Here is a 16,920-nt window from a genome sequence, read left to right as displayed (position 1 = left end):
AAATAGCTGACGAAAATAGTACTGATAGGGAGTATAAATATGAAGACAGGATTGATTATTGAAGGAATAGAATGTGAGAAATGCTCAGATACAATAGAAAAGAAGATTATATCTAAATCAACTGTTGAAAAAGTCTTCAATAGTTTACACAAAAAAATAGTCTTTGTTCATAGACAAAAGAGTAGTTCTCAGCTTGATTTTCTGACGTCATTATCTGATACTCCTTATTTATTAGGGAGAGTCATTGAATCGATTGATTGTCACTGTTGCAAAGAAATTCGTTATAATTTTCAGTTAGGGTAGTCCGGTGGTCCCTTAACTTCCTAAAGATTTAAATCTACTTCTATATAGAATAGAGAAGAAATGAAATAAAAAATAAAAGAAAAGAGGAATTTATTATGAAAAGAGAAGTATTGGTAGAAGGCATGAAATGTGAAGGTTGCGCTAACACAGTGCAAGAAAGATTTGAAGCCATTGAAGGCGTAGAGTCAGTTGCAATCGATTTGGTGAATAAAAAAGCGGTTCTTGAAAGCCAATCTGATATTGATAAAGATAAGCTTGTCTCCGCTCTTTCTGATACCAAATATTCTGTAATAAATGGATAAGGTGCTAAAATGGGTATATCACCCTTCACTATTTTTACGATTTTTGTAAATCTTACTTTTTTTCCTCTAACAGTATAGAAATAGAGGAAAAGCGGGATTATTTTGCTTAGGGGTATTATTTTAAAGGAGGAAAGAGCTATGAATGACAAAAAGGGGAAACAGCCAGATCATGAACATATAGACCACAGTAAAATGGATCATAGCAAGATGGATCACAGTAAAATGGATCATAGCAAGATGGATCACAGTAAAATGGATCATAGCAAGATGGCTCACGATGATCATGAGGGACATGCCGGAAATAGTGGTCACGAACACCATCATCATGGAAGTTTTAAAGCCATATTCTTAAAATCTCTGCCACTTGGAATCGTTGTTATGTTACTGACTCCAATGATGGGCATTAGCCTGCCATTTCAAATTTCGTTTCTCTATTCAGATATCCTGGCTGCTGTATTATCTACCATATTGATAATTTATGGTGGGAAACCCTTTTATATGGGTGCTATTGATGAGTTTAAACAAAAAGATCCAGGAATGATGTCGCTCATTACACTAGGGATAGGTGTCTCTTATTTATACAGTGTTTATGCCGTTATCGCTCGGTACGTTACGGGTGAACACATGATGGACTTTTTCTTTGAGTTTGCCTCACTGCTCCTAATTATGTTGCTTGGTCACTGGATTGAAATGAAAGCATTAGGAGAAGCTGGAAATGCTCAGAAGTCCCTTGCTGAATTAGTACCGAAAGATGCATATGTTGTTTTGGAAGATGATGCTGTCGAATCCCGTCCTGTATCCCAACTGCAAGTGGGGGATGTTATACGCGTTCAGGCTGGCGAAAATATTCCAGCAGATGGCGTGATCCAAAGAGGACAATCACGAGTCAATGAAGCTCTTTTGACTGGTGAATCGAAACCGATTGAAAAAAATGCTGGAGACCAAGTAATTGGGGGGTCAACAAACCAAGAAGGTGTCTTATATATTGAGGTACAAGAAACCGGCGACAAATCGTTCATCTCCCAAGTACAAACGTTAGTTGCTCAGGCACAAAGCCAACCCTCTCGAGCAGAGAATCTTGCCAAAAAAGTAGCAAGCTCGTTGTTTTATGTTGCTATAGCTGTAGCCTTGATTGCCTTTATAGTCTGGCTGTTTATAACCGATGTACAAACCGCCATTATCTTTACGGTAACCACCTTAGTAATTGCTTGTCCACATGCTTTAGGGTTAGCGATTCCTCTTGTTGTCTCACGAAGTACCAGTTTAGGTGCAAGCCACGGATTATTAGTCAAAGACCGTGAAGCATTGGAATTGGCTACAAAGGCTGATGTAATGATTTTAGATAAAACTGGAACATTGACCTCCGGGGAATTTAAAGTCTTAAATGCGGAATCGTTAAGTAAAGACTATAGTAAAGAGGAAGTGCTTGCCTTAATGTCCGGCATCGAAGGAGGATCCAGCCATCCAATTGCGCAATCAATCGTAGGATTTGCTGAAAAACAAAAAGTTAAACCGATTAACTTTGATTCTATCAATGTAGTATCCGGTGCTGGGGTTGAAGGTGAAGCAAATGGACGTCGCTATGAATTAATCAGTCAAAAAGCATTTGGACAGAAAGTTGATTTTGAGATTCCAAAAGGATCAACGGTTAGTCTTTTAGTTGAAGAAGGGGAGGCTATCGGTGCTGTTGCTTTAGGGGATGAATTGAAATCAACTAGTAAAGAACTTATGGAAGTATTGAAAGCTAGGGGTATCAAGCCCATTATGGCTACCGGTGATAATGAAAAAGCCGCTCAAGGGGTTGCAGAAGAATTGGGAATCGACTATAAAGCAAACCAATCTCCGCAAGACAAATATGATTTAGTTGAATCATTGAAAAAAGAAGGCAAGACAGTGATCATGGTAGGTGACGGCGTGAATGATTCCCCATCACTAGCCTTGGCTGACGTTGGTGTGGCTATTGGAGCAGGTACTCAGGTAGCCCTTGATTCAGCTGATGTCGTTTTAGTTCGGTCCGATCCGGGAGACATTGAATCGTTTATCGAACTAGCCAATAAAACAACGCGTAAGATGAAACAAAACCTAATTTGGGGTGCCGGCTATAACTTTATCGCTATCCCGATAGCAGCAGGTATCTTAGCACCGATAGGGATTACGTTAGCACCGGCTTTCGGAGCTGTCCTAATGTCAATTTCAACAGTTATCGTGGCCATTAACGCGATGACTTTACGATTAGAAAAAAAAGCAGTATAAAGTAAATAGTTTATATGAACACGTCTCAGTTCCTACTAATAGTGGTTTTGGCACTACCAGTGTAACGGATCCGGAGATGTGTTCTTTTTATTGGGGCAATATAAAATTACTTTCTCCTTAACTTATATTGGTCTATTTTAACGGCCAAATTATTTGCGGTATAATTAGATAAAATCCTGATTAGTCTAAAAAAGGATAGTGATAGAAAAATGGCTATATCTATTAAAGTGGATGAGGCAGTACAAGAGTGGATGAAGAAGAAAAATCGGACGGTAATAACTGTTTCACTTAAAGCAACGCGCACCTGTTGCGTGAGTGCAGAAGATGTGAATATTTCATATAAAAATCCTCAAAATAACAACTATCTGTTGATTCAACAAAATAGTCTTTTTATTTATCTTGCTAAAGGCTTGCCCTTGAAGAAGAACGAGCTGCATTTGTCTATGATGGGCAAATCTATTTTTTCCTCTATACATATAGAGGGTTTAAGGGTTCAGTGATATTTTATGGCTATCTCAGCGATGCAAAAATAATATGAATAAGTTATCCATCTAATTGAAACCATGACTTTTGAATCACTAACAAATACGCTTGGAAAATAAGTAATAAGTTTTCAAAATTTGAAATTTTGATGATACGACTGAGTACATCTTGTTTCTTCTTAATGTTGGTTTTGACACTACAATTATAGAGTGATTTCTAGGTGTAATCTTTTTGTTTAATCAACTTAATAGCACAATTAATTCTTTTGATAAAAATACTTGTAATAAATTCGTACGCAGAGAAACCAGTGTAAAAGACTCCTTGATATATTCAAGGAGTCTTTTTTTCGTATTTTACCCATTGTTTCTTTGAAATGAAATACCCTATTATAAACAAAAATTCGATTACTCCAAATGCCAATATAAGACTATGCATAAAGAATGCTTCGGGTAAAGCTAATATAATCGGATCGGTGCTAGGATTGAATAACCAAGCATCATTGTTAAAAAATATTTTATGAAACAAGACGAATAGTGTATCAAAATTGATAAATAAAGTGACAATCAATAGTGGCGGTATGATGGATCCCCACTGAAAGAAACGAACAAGTTTCCACATTCCTTTTTTTCTTTTTAGATAGTTTAGAAATAAAATGGATCCGATACCGGAGATTACTAAGGTAACGTAATCAAGCAAAAACAACTTTTTCACTTCAAAAAAATGAAATAAGCCTTTTTCAGAACTTGGAAAGTCAGACATCTTAAGCTCCGTTATCCAAGGAAAATTCAAGTAATTTATTAATACACCGTAATTCTTTAATATAACCTCTTTTGTCATTCCAATTTCATCTGCTATGTTCAGATAAGTGATATCAAATGTGTATAGCGGTGTAAAGTTGATGGTAATGGCAATTGATACTGAAAGAATGAAAAAGAATAGACAAAAAAATCCCAATAAGTAAATGACTGTTGATTTCATGGTTAGTAAACCTCGTATCTATTATCTGTTTAATTTTGATTTTACTGCGTGCAGTTCTTCTTTTAATTCTTCGTTTTCTGTTTTTAATAGTTCTACATCATCTGAAGATTTTTCGCCATGATTATGTTTTTTTCCATGCCCCCCATGCATTCCAGGCATCATAAACATCATTAATCCGTGCCCAACAATCATAATGATAAAAAATAAAATCGTTTCCATTAAAATCATCCTTTCTTTTATCAAGTAAGTTAAATAAAGAGCTAAGTAATATGTTTGACCTTTAAGGTACTATAAGCTCTTAACAATTATAGAATAACAAATCATTGTGTGGATGTTATGTAGAAAGGAAATTTATAGTAACTACATAACTTCCACACAATTGAATTGTATAGTGGTGAAGTAGGGAAGCAAATGAATAAAGGGTTCACCAGGATAAACTATTTTATGACTATAATAGGAAAGGTGAGGGAGTGAATAATAGTCATTGTAATTTTTAGTTGTCGTAATCAATTTTTTTGAAAGACTCTTTTTTTAATTATAATCAAATAAAAAAAGACGTACTTAATCTGGAAAATTCAATAGATAGTCTCTAATGTAAGAACTTTTAAAATACAATAGAAGACTACTTTAAATAGAAGAAATAGACAGAAATACCCCTTGGTATAAGGATAAATAATTTATAAAGGCTATTTGTATAATCTTGACACAATACATAATTTTAAGCCTATGATCAAAAATGAAACCATAAAAATACTTATTGGAGGTACATATGCAAAAAAGACTATTAGCCGGTGTGTTTGTTGCTGCTTTAATGATAAATTCAAGTTATTTACCTCTTACAGTAAATGCAGAAACGACAGAGCAATTAGAGCAGAAAAAACAAGAACTTGAAACGCAGTCGACTCAGATAAATAGTGACATTCAAGAAAAAGAAGACCAACTAGGCAGTTTAGAAACAGAAAAAGAAACTCTTACGGAAGATGTGAAACAATTACAGCTGAAAATTGACGGATTTGTTCTACAATTACAAAAAGAAGAAAAAAATTTAGAAGAATCAAAATGGAAAATTGAAAAGTTGCAAACAGAAATTAATTCCTTGAAAGAACTTATTTTACAACGCGAAAAAAAATTAAAGTCTCAGGCACGTGCAGTACAAACAGATGGTAATGTCTCCAATCTAGTAGATGTTGTATTTTCTTCTGGAACCTTCACAGATTTGGTTGGTCGTATAGGCATTGTTAACCAATTGGTAACGGCTAATAAAGAAATCGTTATTGTTCAAGAAAATGATAAGAATCTTCTCGAAAAAAATGAAAAAAAAGCAGAAGAAGAGAAATTGGCAATTGAAACATTAAAAAGTGGTATTGAAGTAAATAAAAGTAATCTTGTAGCTCAAAAATCAGAACTAGATGACAAAATTACTAAAGTGGCTGCAGCTTATGATATGACAGCATTGGAAAAAACAGCATTTGTCAAAGAGCAACAAGCAGTTGCTGCCCAAACCAGTATGTTATCAGGCGAATTAGAAGAAAAGCGCGAGAGAATTATTGAAGAAGAAAAGACGAAACAAGCAGCGGCTCAAAAAGCAGCTGAAGATTCTGCTGGTGAAATCATGTCTGAAGAATTTGAAGAAGAAAGTTTAGTCGTTAACAAACAAGATAGCTCTATCAGCTCTACTAATTCTTCACTTGCTGGTTCTGAGAATCCTTCATCTAATGAAATACCTTTGGAAGCCAGTAATTCTGATTTTATTCGCCCGAGCAATGGCTATACTACCTCACCATTTGGCTATCGAATCCACCCGATTACTGGCGAGCGTAAGTTACATGGTGGAATTGATTTTGCTGGGGGCGGTCAAATAGTAGCTGCTAAAAGTGGCACAGTGCTAGTAGCTGGGTACCATAGCTCATGGGGATACTACGTGAAAATTGATCATGGGAATGGGTTTCAAACCCTTTATGCTCATATGAAGGCAGGTAGTTTGTTAGTTTCCCCTGGACAACTAGTATCACAAGGTCAGCAGATAGGAACAATGGGGACAACAGGAGCCTCCACAGGCGTTCACTTACACTTTGAAGTTTACGACAACAACACACGAGTAGATCCTGCGCCGTACTTAGCCTTATAGAAATAGGATAAAAGTACCTCTCAATTATGTAGGTAATCAATTATAAGTAAGTTTGCCTAGATAGTTGAGCAATAGAAAGTAACTTATAAGAAGGAGATTAAGGAATGAATGGACTACTTGGTAAAATTGATCCTATTGCTATCTCAGTTGGACCGTTTCGGGTCTACTGGTATGGTATTATCATTGCTGTAGCAATATTTGTAGCTATTTCTTTAGCTACAAGAGAAGCAAAAAAAAGAGGGCTTAAAGAAGATACCATTATTGATATAGCTCTATGGGCCATTCCGATTGGTTTCGTAGGTGCCCGTCTCTACTATGTTTTATTTGAATGGGATTATTACCTGCAAAATCCAGGCGAAATCATAGCCATCTGGAATGGTGGAATTGCGATTTATGGTGGCTTGATTGCAGGTGGACTTACCGTATATTGGTATACAAAGAAAAAAGGAATTGCTTTAGCTCTTCTGTTAGATATCTTAGCACCTAGTGTGCTACTGGCTCAATCTATTGGTCGATGGGGAAACTTTATGAATCAGGAGGCACATGGGGGACCCGTCAGCCGTCAATTTTTGGAAAATCTCTATTTGCCTGAATTTATCATTGAACAAATGAATATTAATGGTACTTATTACCACCCGACATTTTTGTACGAGTCATTATGGAGCCTATTAGGATTTGTGATCATTATCATTCTACGGAATCGTAAACAGTTGTTACGACAAGGGGAAGTAGCGTTAAGTTACGTGCTTTGGTACTCAACTGGAAGGTTCTTTATTGAAGGCATGAGAACGGATAGTCTATGGATTGGTGACTTCCTGCGTGTTTCACAGGCTTTGTCTATTGTCCTATTCATAGGATCCATCCTTATATGGTATCTCCGTAGACAAGATTATCCTTCAAAACTCTATTATCTAGAAGGAATGACTGATCTAAAAACTAGTAAAAAAATTGAATCAGATGAAAAAATTTAATAAAGAGAAGGAAAGAAGGAATAGCCATGTCTGAATGTCTAAATTTTTTTTATAGAGGAGGAATGGGAACTATGATGTTTATGGGATTTTTTTGGATTCTATTGTTGGTTGTGGTAGTGTTTCTGATTGGGAAATTATTTTTCAATCAACCGAATCAAAGTTCTAATAGAGAAACACCTTTAGAACTTCTTCAGAAAGAATATGCGAAAGGAAATATCTCTGAGGAAGACTATTTGGAAAGAAAGAAACATCTACAATAGTATGGTTATAAATAAAGACTATTTGATGAAGTAAATACCTGTTATTAGCCTGAATTATTCATAGTTCAAAAATAGGGATTGTATATTCTTTATTAACTCCCGATTTTGGACAAAAGGGTTCCTGCCAGAATATTTTGTCCTTTTCGTGATGAAATGACAGTGCCACAATCTTTTCAGAAACCTACGGAAAAATTATGAATAATTCAGGCAATTGTAGATCAATAAAAATAGTACAAAAAGTAAAAAGTATGTAATAAAAAGGAGATATTAAAATGAAAAAAAGAATCACTTTAGCACTATTGTCGTCAGTGGGTCTCTTGCTGGCAGCTTGTGGTCAAGAAGATTCAACAAGTAGTCAAAATTCTTCTCAACAAGAAATTGTATCAACGTCACAAGAAACTAGTGAGTCTCAATCGAGTTCTAAAAAAGGAAATAAGGAACAAACAGAAGCCTATTACACTTCCGATACTGGAAGTGTTACAAAAGTAGATGCTCAAACGCACGAAGTTGTGGATACGATTGCCATCGATGGATCCGCACATAATGTACAAATTTCACCTGATGAAAAAGTCATTGGTGTAACAATTGTTCCCAGCGAGGGACATGCTGAAGACAGTGCAGATAGTAGTGAAAGTATGGAGATGGAACACGACGAAAATAGTGATACCAGTATGAGTGATGAAAGTATGGAGATGGAGCACGACGAAGATAATGATACTAGTATGAGTAATGAAAGTGACGATGAAAAAGGTATTGCAGCTTTTTATGATGCTGAAACAGGTGAAAAACTTGCAGAAGTTGAAGTAGGGAGTCACCCTGCTCATATCGTTTTCACTAACGATGGCAACTATGCAGCAGTTTCCAATAATGGAGAGAACACTGTTTCAGTCATTGATGTATCTACTTATGAAGTGGTTGAAACAATCCCAACAGGCGAAGGTCCACACGGTTTTAGAATCGCTGAAGACGGAAAAACGGCTTACGTTGCCAATATGGGTGAAGACACTGTAAGCGTCCTTGATTTAGAAAGTATGGAAGAAATTAATAGAATAACTGTTGGCAGTACTCCAGCTACAACTGGTATCACCTCAGATGGACAAACGCTCTTAGTAACATTAAATGGAGAAAATGCGTTAGCAATCGTTGATCTGACAACCAATAAAGTTGAGAAAGTAGCAGTTGGAAATGGTCCTATCCAGTTGTTTGTTCAACATGATGATCAATATGTATTTGTGGCAAATGAAGGTACCGAAGAGAATCCTTCCAATACCGTTTCAAAGGTTGATTTAAATAGTAATGAAGTGGTCGAAACAATCGAAGTGGGTAGCGGTGCACATGGAGTTGTCATTAGTGAAGATGATCAATACACCTTTGTCACGAATGCATTCGATGATACGGTCAGTGTTATTGAGAATGAGACTAGTGAAGTTATTGCCACGGTTGAGGTTGGTGAAACACCAAATGGGATTACTCTGAAATGATTATTAGTGCTAAGTTAAACTAAAAAATCAACTTAATGATTTCTGAAAAGAGATAAATTATTCTAACGTTTAAAAATCTTAATTAGGCCTAAATTAAATGAAAAACTTTAGCATGAAGCTGAAAAAGCGGTTCACTTTACATAAAAGTGAACCGCTTTTTTTGATGATTACTATCTTTTGACAGGAAGAATAACGGTAAATGTAGAACCTTTTCCATAATCACTTTTGACTGTTATGTTGCCATGATGAGCCTTTATGATACTTTTTACGATAGATAAGCCAATTCCTTGCCCGCCTAGAAAACTATTTCTTGAAAGATCAGACATATAAAACCTTTCAAAAATACGATTAATTTCTTTTGGGTGAATTCCTTCTCCCGTATCTGCGATAGTCAATAAAGCTTGATTTTTTTCGTTGCTAATTTTTAGCGTTATTATTCCTTCTGGGGGTGTAAATTTAACAGCATTGGATAAAAGATTTGTAATGACTTGACTTATTTTGTCCTTATCAGCGGTAATGAATAGAGGATCCCCATTTAATGCATAATAAATATTTTTCTTAACAAAAAGAGCTTCAAAATTAGAAGATATATTTTCCGCGAGAGCATATAAATCGAAAGATGTTTTGTTTAAACTATCCTGATGACTTTCAATTTCATTAATTTTATCAATGCTTCCTATAAGGCGGGTAATACGGTTCACCTCATCATAACAACTTTGAAGTCGGTCATCTGTTATTTCCCATATTCCATCTATCATAGCTTCCAGACTTCCTTTTAGTGTTGTCAATGGAGTTCTAATCTCATGAGCGATATCGGAAGATAATTGGTTTCTGATATCTTGTTGATTCTCAAGTTGAACAGAAAGAGCATTTACAGATGAAATGAGTTCATCTAGTTCCTTGATATCAGTTTTTTCAGGAGATAAACTTGTGTAATCTCCTTTAGCAATTTCTCTTGTAAAATCCTTTACTCTCACTATAGGTCCACTTATCTTTTTAGCAACCAAAGCAGCAAAAAAGATAGAAAGAATTAAAGCTACAATGGCTACTATAATAAGATTATTCTTCATATCTGCAATAAATAAAGCATCATGTTCTGAATACGCAGTGGGACCCATATAACTGATGAGAGCTTCTCCAATTTTTTGTTCGCCATTAAATAAAGGAACCGTTTTTTCTACATAGTCATGCTCCATCTCGCCCATTATTTTATCCATATAGGAAGCGTTATCTTGCATTTTCTGTTTATTCCCCAACTCATCTGAAGAAGCAGGATCCCAGAGTAAATTTTTTTCATTGTCATATACCTTCAATATAATTAAATTGTGTAACGACTCTAAACCGATAGATTCAAAATCAGCAGTATTTGGCCATCCTTCATTCTCTTCATAAATTCTCTCTAAACTAGTGGTATATTCTCCTATTTCAGACTCTTGTCTCTCGGCAACATATTTAGCAAAGTGATTATCCATTAGACTTAACGTCATGATACTAAATGCGCCAATTATAATGAACGAGATAGAAACAAATGAAAATATAAACTGCCACTTAATTGTACGATTCATCTTTTTTCCCACCAAATCGATAACCCATGCCGTAAACTGTTAGGATGAAATAGGGCTGTCTTGTGTTATCCTCAATTTTTTGTCGCAAGTTTTTAATATGAGAATCAATGATACGATCAAGAACGTCAAACTCAAGTCCTTTCACGTTTTCTAATAATTGTTCTCGAGAAAATATTTTTTTTGGATAGGAAGCAAATAGTGTCAATAGTTCAAATTCAGTAGGTGTTAAGATGACTTCATTCTGATTTTTAAAAACCTGTTTATTTTCAGGATAGATTACCAAATTTCCTTTATCAAATGACCACTTAGTTTCTGTTACAACAGACGAGTCCGATCGACGCAAGACGGTTTCTACACGTGCAACCAATTCTTTAGGACTGAATGGTTTTACTATATAGTCATCAGCCCCAATCTGTAGACCGTTTAGAATATCATTTTCTGTAGACTTCGCAGTCAGCATAATGATGGGTACGTCAGAAGTTTTTCTTATTTTTTGGCAAATAACTGTACCGGATATATCGGGTAACATGAGATCCAGCACGATTAAATTTGGCTGCACCAATTCAAATTTTTCCATTGCTTCCGTTCCGTTAGAAGCACGGAATACTTGAAACCTTTTTATAGTGAGATAAGCTTCCACAATATCCAATATTTTTGGTTCGTCATCTACAATTAATATTTTCAAAATCCCTTGCCTCCATTAATTTGTCTGTAACAGGTTTTAAATTTTTTATTCTACAATTATTTGTCCCATCATTCCGTTGTCCTCATGTTCAAGAATATGACAGTGGTACATGAAAATCCCCTTTTTTGAAAATTCAACTTCAATCTGAACTTTTTCTCCAGGATATAATGCTATCGTATCTTTCCATCCTTGTTCGTTTGCAGGTGTAATTTTTCCATTCCGGTCTAATACTTTGAACTGAACGCCATGTAAATGGAAAGGATGTATCATCCCACCCATCATATCATTTAAATTATTTATTTCCCATATTTCTGTGGTACCTGTTTTTGCCTGTAGATCCATCCGATCCATGTCAAACTGTTTTCCATTAATAGCAACCATATTTCCCATACCGCTGAAGGTAATTTTTTTATCTGGAACAGAAACTTTATCAAAATCATTTGAAATAGCATTTAAAGTTTTCGGTAATGATCCAACCTCAGAATTTATTTCTTCCACAACCTTTATGGAAAGGACTTCAGCATTTCCGTCCATTAATTGCACGATAGTTCCATTTTTATAGTCACTTAAATCGACTACAATTTCAGCTCTTTCTCCAGGAACTAATTGAAGAGTATCCATCTGTACCGGTTCATTCAGAAAACCTCCGTCAGAAGCGATTTGATAAAATTTTTCCTTACTCGATAGGTTAAACTGATAATTACGTGCATTCGAACCATTGACAAGACGCAACCTTATTTGTTCATTTTTTACCTCTATATAAGGATTGATTGTTCCATTTACTAACAGAGTATCTCCTTGTGTACCATCCACATTTCGGATGTCTTGATAATTAAATTGGTTGTCTTCGTCAAAAAAACGGTCTTGAACAATGATTGGAAAATCATTCATACCATAATCTTTGGGAAGATCCAATGAATCAGAGTTTTCGTCTTCAACATAAATTAATCCAGCCAATCCATTGTAGACTTGTTCACCAGTACGACCTTCAGGATGGGGATGAAACCATAACGTAGCAGCTTCTTGCATTACTGTGAAATCAACGGTGGCTGTTCCATTTGGTTTGATAGGACTATGGGGGCCACCGTCAACATTTGAGGGTATTTTTAAACCATGCCAATGAAAAGAAGTATTTTCTTTCAATTTATTGATGGTAGTAAGATGTACATTCTGACCTTTGTGAATACGTATGATAGGACCGAGATAGGAACCGTTATACCCATACGTTTCTGTTAAACTTCCATCTTTGAATGCGGTTGTTCCTGATTGAGTTGTTATAGTATAAAAAACATCTGTTGAAGTTTCTTGGTCACTTTCCAAAAGTTGAGGTAACTTGAGTTTATTCTGTACCTGAGAATTATTAATGATGTCAATACTATTATTTGATTCCATCTGACCATTTCCCATCATAGAATTTGTTTCATTATTGAACATTCCTATTTGTTCCTCATTATCATCGTTTAAGGAAAAATTTGTTTTGTTATAGGTTAGAATTAAAGTAATGGATACAACTATTAATAAAATCAAAGAAACTATTAATAGGGTAATAAGTGTATTCTTTTTCATTTTACTTCCTCCTAATACCGTTGTATTCAGTATTAGTATAACCCAAATTTATGGAGAAACTATGGAGGGGGATCAACGTTCATATAAAAAAATCACCTTATAAATAAAATAATTGTTGAAAAATCAGTAATTATCTATAGCAGAATGATTCATACTTTTTCGTATGTCAAATTAAACTAAGAGAGTGTAAAATATTTTGTGTAAATGAAAAAATCCATACAAAAAAGGAAGTCCCTTCTGTAGAATAAAGTTAACGACAACCAATTCACAGAAAAGAGGACTTCCCTATGAATGATTTTACTACAGAAATTGTGCAAACTCTAGTCACTAAAGGCGATTTAAATGAATTATTCCGTTCGCACTTAGAAAAAGCGATAAACACACTCCTACGGACTGAATTAACGGCTTTTTTAGATTACGAAAAATATGATCGCACTGGTTTTAATTCAGGTAATTCGAGAAACGGTTCTTACTTTCGATCAATCAAAACCGAATATGGTGAATTAACATTGGAAATACCTAGAGATCGTAATGGTGAGTTTAAACAACAAACTTTACCAGCCTACAAAAGAACAAACGATACATTGGAAACCACTATTATCCATTTATTCGAAAAAGGTGTTACGATGTCTGAAATTGCTGATTTAATCGAAAAAATGTATGGGCATCACTATACTCCACAAACCATGTCCAATATGACTAAAGTTCTGACTGAAGAAGTAAACGCCTTTAAATCCAGAGCCTTAAATGATAAGTATGTCGCTATTTTTATGGACGCTACTTATATTCCATTAAAACGCCAAACCGTATCCAAAGAAGCGATTTATATTGCCATTGGTATACGAGAAGACGGCACTAAAGAAGTACTGAGTTATGCGATTGCTCCGACTGAATCAACATACGTTTGGAATGAGCTGCTACAGGATATTAACTCCAGAGGAGTTCAAGAAGTCTTGCTTTTTATTACGGATGGCTTAAAAGGCATGAAAGATACCATCCAACAAATTTATCCTAAAGCAAAATATCAGCATTGTTGTATCCATGTATCTCGTAATATTGCTCATAAAGTACGTGTCAAAGACCGAAAAGAAATCTGTGATGACTTTAAGGCTGTTTATCAAGCTAACTCAAAGGAAGAAGCGAATACATTCTTATCCTGTATGATTGAGAAATGGAAGAAAAACTATCCTAAAGTGACGCAGTCACTCATAGAAAACCAGGATTTATTGACTTTTTATGAGTTTCCACCCAGTATTCGTAGAACCATTTACTCAACCAATCTAATCGAGTCTTTCAATAAGCAAATTAAAAAGTACAGCCGCAGAAAAGAGCAGTTTCAAAATGAAGAATCACTAGAACGCTTTCTAGTCAGCATTTTTGATACATACAATCAAAAATTTCTAAACAGAAGCCATAAAGGTTTCCAACAAGTAACCGATACATTAGTTTCAATGTTTACTGAGTAACTAATTATTTTGCAGAAGGACGATTTATTTACACAAAATTATTGACGCTCCCAAAAAAAAAAATGCTGAACTATTAAAACTATTGTGTTATTTAGGATATGTGATATAGTTTACTTAATGTAAAATATATTTGTCATATTAGGAGGGATAATATGGCTAAGAATTTAAAGTTAAAGGCAGCACGAGCAAAGAATGATATGTCTCAACAGCAATTGGCAGATGCTGTTAATGTTACTAGACAAACAATCAGTGCCATTGAAAGAGGAGATTACAATCCGACAATCAATTTGTGTAGAGAAATTTGTAAAGAATTTGATCTAACATTAAATGATTTATTTTGGGAGGAATGAAAATGAAACAATATGATGAATACCAAAAATTAATGAGATATAAATATGGCTATTATTCGTTTAATACTTTAATTATTCTATTAGCACTAAATTATATCCTTGGCTTATTTTTTAATTTTCAATGGGGTGCTACCAAGGAACTAGAAATGTTAAGCATACTATTTATAGTCGCCATTGTTTTTACAAATATAAGTGTCTATCATAATGCCTACTTTCGTAAAAATGAGAATAAAAAAGATTCTTCTTGGTTGCTTTTACTTGCAGGATTATTCGGTTTATATGGGACGTATCAAACTTTCTTATTTCAGCCTGAAGAAATAATAATAAACGGAAATATAAATAGAGGCATTATTCAATTATTTTCAAGTCTCATGTTTGTGTCTATTCCAATAACGTATTTTGTAAGAAATAAAATAGATGAAAGAAGGGATAGAAAAGATGGGTGAATATTTAGTAAAGTAGCAATACATGAATTGGATAAATTCGTGTATCTAGAGCTTTATCAAATTAAGACTTCTTTTCTATTTATCATTAAACGCTATGCTATAGGCGAATAGGCAATTATAATCATTTATAGAAGGAGTTGTTTTATGAGAACTAAGAAACAGATTGTTGGTGTAATAGTATTAATAATTGTTGCAATCACTTTAAGAAGTACTATAGGTTTTACGGAGTTAGTAGATAATCTAGTTATGCTATTTTTTGTATTACTAGGCTGTTGGTTTACTTATGTTAACGCTAAAAAAAAAGATAGAGCTTGATTGAAATTGAGAAAGTTAGCATTATAGGTATGATAATTTTTATAAAGGGAGTTATTTAGGATGATATTAGTTAAAAGAACAGCTTTTACAATCATTTACCTGGTTATAACTTTTTATCTACTTTTTGAGACTACTATTCCTACTGGAGTTGTACTTTCTTTCGTTATAATCTTCAGCGCTTTTATCTCTAGAAATGGTCTACTTGTAGGATTAGAAAGCTTTTTTTAAAACGCCAGGGAAAACAATACAAGACTATTTTAGCCAATAAACCTAAATATATTAAGCGACTTTATAATAGACAGCAAAAAAAACAATTCGATTGATACCTTGTAAATATCTATTCTGGATAAAATCTAAATAGACACTTACGTAAAGATTCATTTAACGTGATAAGGATAAACCTAAAACGTCAATATCATCAAACCTATGCATAAGTTTTAATTCTTTATTAGTTATATCGTACTCATAAAAGTCGCAAGGGGATTGCCAATTTACATTTAATTTGACTAAAACAAAATAAGCATCCAAAACTTTGAAAATTTGGAATTCCCAAATTTCATGTTCTATTTGTTCTGCTGATTGAAAAATCCCTGTAATTATTTCATCATTATCTACAATATTTCCTGAAGAATCTGTAAGTACAATTTTATTTATCTTATTAAGAACTTTACTGTTAGAAATATATGATGTAAAGCTAGTTGAATCTGCGGTATATAGCTCAAAATCTTCGCTTTTAAACGCCTCTGTTTTCTTGTTACTTCCATGTGAATAAATAGAAACATACTCTACTTCTCCAGATATTTCATTTTTTGTTATTAGATTAACTAATAAATCTTTAGATGATATGTATAAACTTAATACAATGATAACGATAACGACTAAAAATAAAATTAGTTTGAATTTATTTTTCATAATTTCTTATCTCCTTACTGGGTTATCTTTTATTATATATTGTTTCTTTAAAGAATCTCAATACGTGAAATTAGATAAATACGCGGATCAGGATGTTTTTCTGTTTTTGATTGGCATTAACAGTGGGTTACGCATGTCTAATATTGTCAAATTAAAGAAACAAGACTTGATTTCCTCTAAAATCCTCGAATTGTCGAAAAGAAAACGGGAAAGACGCGTATTTTGTATTTGAGTAATCTGCAGGACTTAATTTTAGAGTACACGAAAGACTTAGCACCAGAGGATTACTTGTTTCCCAGCACCAAGGGAGGACATGTAGAAGTGAATACGTTCTATCAGATGTTTCAAAAGGCCGCTAAGCTCTAAAGTGTACCTTTAGTACATCCTTTAAAAGATGGATGTCAAGCTATGTAGACATTTGTATTCAGTCTTGTGGTGCTCACTTTGCTCCATTTT

At 34.3% G+C, this 16,920-nt stretch carries 18 protein-coding genes and 1 pseudogene; 13 read left to right on the top strand and 6 right to left on the bottom strand.

Annotation, left to right across the window (positions count from 1 at the left end; genetic code table 11):
• Positions 1–39 precede the first annotated feature (39 nt).
• From BLT48_RS08465 to BLT48_RS08450, 4 genes are all read left to right on the top strand, one after another.
• Complete coding sequence (locus BLT48_RS08465) at positions 40–303, top strand: hypothetical protein (RefSeq protein ID WP_007723231.1); 264 nt, start codon at positions 40–42, stop codon at positions 301–303.
• 95 nt (positions 304–398) lie between these two features.
• Complete coding sequence (locus BLT48_RS08460; protein ID WP_007723234.1) at positions 399–605, top strand: heavy-metal-associated domain-containing protein; 207 nt, start codon at positions 399–401, stop codon at positions 603–605.
• A gap of 138 nt (positions 606–743) precedes the next feature.
• Positions 744–2,858, top strand: a complete 2,115-nt coding sequence (locus BLT48_RS08455) for a heavy metal translocating P-type ATPase (RefSeq protein ID WP_089977237.1) — start codon at positions 744–746, stop codon at positions 2,856–2,858.
• Between the two features lie 209 nt (positions 2,859–3,067).
• The gene (locus BLT48_RS08450; protein ID WP_035020795.1) at positions 3,068–3,358 is read left to right on the top strand and encodes a CC/Se motif containing family; all 291 of its coding nucleotides are present in this window, start codon (positions 3,068–3,070) and stop codon (positions 3,356–3,358) included.
• Between the two features lie 313 nt (positions 3,359–3,671).
• Here the strand turns inward: BLT48_RS08450 and BLT48_RS08445 are convergent, their stop codons facing one another.
• Together BLT48_RS08445 and BLT48_RS08440 are read right to left on the bottom strand one after the other, a co-directional pair.
• The gene (locus tag BLT48_RS08445; protein WP_089977234.1) at positions 3,672–4,319 is read right to left on the bottom strand and encodes a TIGR01906 family membrane protein; all 648 of its coding nucleotides are present in this window, start codon (positions 4,317–4,319) and stop codon (positions 3,672–3,674) included.
• 21 nt (positions 4,320–4,340) lie between these two features.
• A complete protein-coding gene (locus tag BLT48_RS08440; protein WP_007723259.1) occupies positions 4,341–4,538 on the bottom strand; it encodes a hypothetical protein in 198 nt (65 codons plus the stop codon).
• A 550-nt stretch (positions 4,539–5,088) separates the two neighbouring features.
• On the opposite strand from BLT48_RS08440, the gene BLT48_RS08435 reads away from it, so the two are divergent.
• The 4 genes from BLT48_RS08435 to BLT48_RS08420 all read left to right on the top strand — a co-directional run bounded on the left by BLT48_RS08435 (position 5,089) and on the right by BLT48_RS08420 (position 9,159).
• Positions 5,089–6,447, top strand: coding sequence for a M23 family metallopeptidase (locus BLT48_RS08435; protein WP_089977231.1), 1,359 nt, complete (start codon positions 5,089–5,091; stop codon positions 6,445–6,447).
• Positions 6,448–6,551: 104 nt separating this feature from the next.
• The gene (gene lgt / locus BLT48_RS08430; RefSeq protein WP_089977227.1) at positions 6,552–7,418 is read left to right on the top strand and encodes a prolipoprotein diacylglyceryl transferase; all 867 of its coding nucleotides are present in this window, start codon (positions 6,552–6,554) and stop codon (positions 7,416–7,418) included.
• Between the two features lie 62 nt (positions 7,419–7,480).
• Positions 7,481–7,678 (top strand): SHOCT domain-containing protein, encoded by a 198-nt coding sequence (locus BLT48_RS08425; protein ID WP_244885816.1) that lies wholly within the window; start codon positions 7,481–7,483, stop codon positions 7,676–7,678.
• A 272-nt stretch (positions 7,679–7,950) separates the two neighbouring features.
• A complete protein-coding gene (locus tag BLT48_RS08420) occupies positions 7,951–9,159 on the top strand; it encodes a YncE family protein (RefSeq protein WP_089977221.1) in 1,209 nt (402 codons plus the stop codon).
• Between the two features lie 170 nt (positions 9,160–9,329).
• On the opposite strand, the gene BLT48_RS08415 is transcribed toward BLT48_RS08420, so the two are convergent.
• From BLT48_RS08415 to BLT48_RS08405, 3 genes are read right to left on the bottom strand one after another with little or no spacing between them, the layout of a single operon-like run.
• Positions 9,330–10,724, bottom strand: a complete 1,395-nt coding sequence (locus tag BLT48_RS08415; RefSeq protein ID WP_023176458.1) for a sensor histidine kinase — start codon at positions 10,722–10,724, stop codon at positions 9,330–9,332.
• Positions 10,708–11,409: a response regulator transcription factor gene (locus BLT48_RS08410; protein WP_089977218.1), complete on the bottom strand. Its 702-nt coding sequence runs from the start codon at positions 11,407–11,409 to the stop codon at positions 10,708–10,710. Before BLT48_RS08410 ends, BLT48_RS08415 begins: the two co-directional genes overlap by 17 nt.
• A 45-nt stretch (positions 11,410–11,454) precedes the next feature.
• Positions 11,455–12,975 carry a multicopper oxidase family protein gene (locus BLT48_RS08405; protein ID WP_089977215.1) on the bottom strand — a complete coding sequence of 507 codons (1,521 nt, stop codon included), beginning with the start codon at positions 12,973–12,975 and terminating at the stop codon, positions 11,455–11,457.
• 287 nt (positions 12,976–13,262) lie between these two features.
• Here BLT48_RS08405 and BLT48_RS08400 point away from each other — a divergent pair, with 287 nt between their 5' ends.
• From BLT48_RS08400 to BLT48_RS13880, 4 genes are all read left to right on the top strand, one after another.
• A complete protein-coding gene (locus BLT48_RS08400; protein WP_035019968.1) occupies positions 13,263–14,441 on the top strand; it encodes an IS256-like element ISEf1 family transposase in 1,179 nt (392 codons plus the stop codon).
• 152 nt (positions 14,442–14,593) lie between these two features.
• Positions 14,594–14,791 (top strand): helix-turn-helix transcriptional regulator, encoded by a 198-nt coding sequence (locus tag BLT48_RS08395; protein ID WP_035020782.1) that lies wholly within the window; start codon positions 14,594–14,596, stop codon positions 14,789–14,791.
• A gap of 2 nt (positions 14,792–14,793) precedes the next feature.
• The gene (locus tag BLT48_RS08390) at positions 14,794–15,237 is read left to right on the top strand and encodes a hypothetical protein (protein ID WP_035020780.1); all 444 of its coding nucleotides are present in this window, start codon (positions 14,794–14,796) and stop codon (positions 15,235–15,237) included.
• A 144-nt stretch (positions 15,238–15,381) separates the two neighbouring features.
• Complete coding sequence (locus BLT48_RS13880) at positions 15,382–15,552, top strand: hypothetical protein (protein ID WP_176944104.1); 171 nt, start codon at positions 15,382–15,384, stop codon at positions 15,550–15,552.
• Positions 15,553–15,933: 381 nt separating this feature from the next.
• Here BLT48_RS13880 and BLT48_RS08385 read toward each other — a convergent pair whose 3' ends face one another.
• Positions 15,934–16,464, bottom strand: coding sequence for a hypothetical protein (locus tag BLT48_RS08385; protein WP_089977211.1), 531 nt, complete (start codon positions 16,462–16,464; stop codon positions 15,934–15,936).
• Between the two features lie 82 nt (positions 16,465–16,546).
• On the opposite strand from BLT48_RS08385, the pseudogene BLT48_RS08380 reads away from it, so the two are divergent.
• Positions 16,547–16,827, top strand: a pseudogene (locus BLT48_RS08380) (tyrosine-type recombinase/integrase); the annotation flags it as partial.
• Between the last annotated feature and the right edge of the window lie 93 nt (positions 16,828–16,920).

This window comes from Carnobacterium viridans, assembly GCF_900102725.1.
In the GTDB taxonomy this organism is placed as follows: domain Bacteria; phylum Bacillota; class Bacilli; order Lactobacillales; family Carnobacteriaceae; genus Carnobacterium_B; species Carnobacterium_B viridans.
Note: the sequence above shows the minus strand (reverse complement) of the source record. Positions and strands in the feature narration are given on the sequence as shown.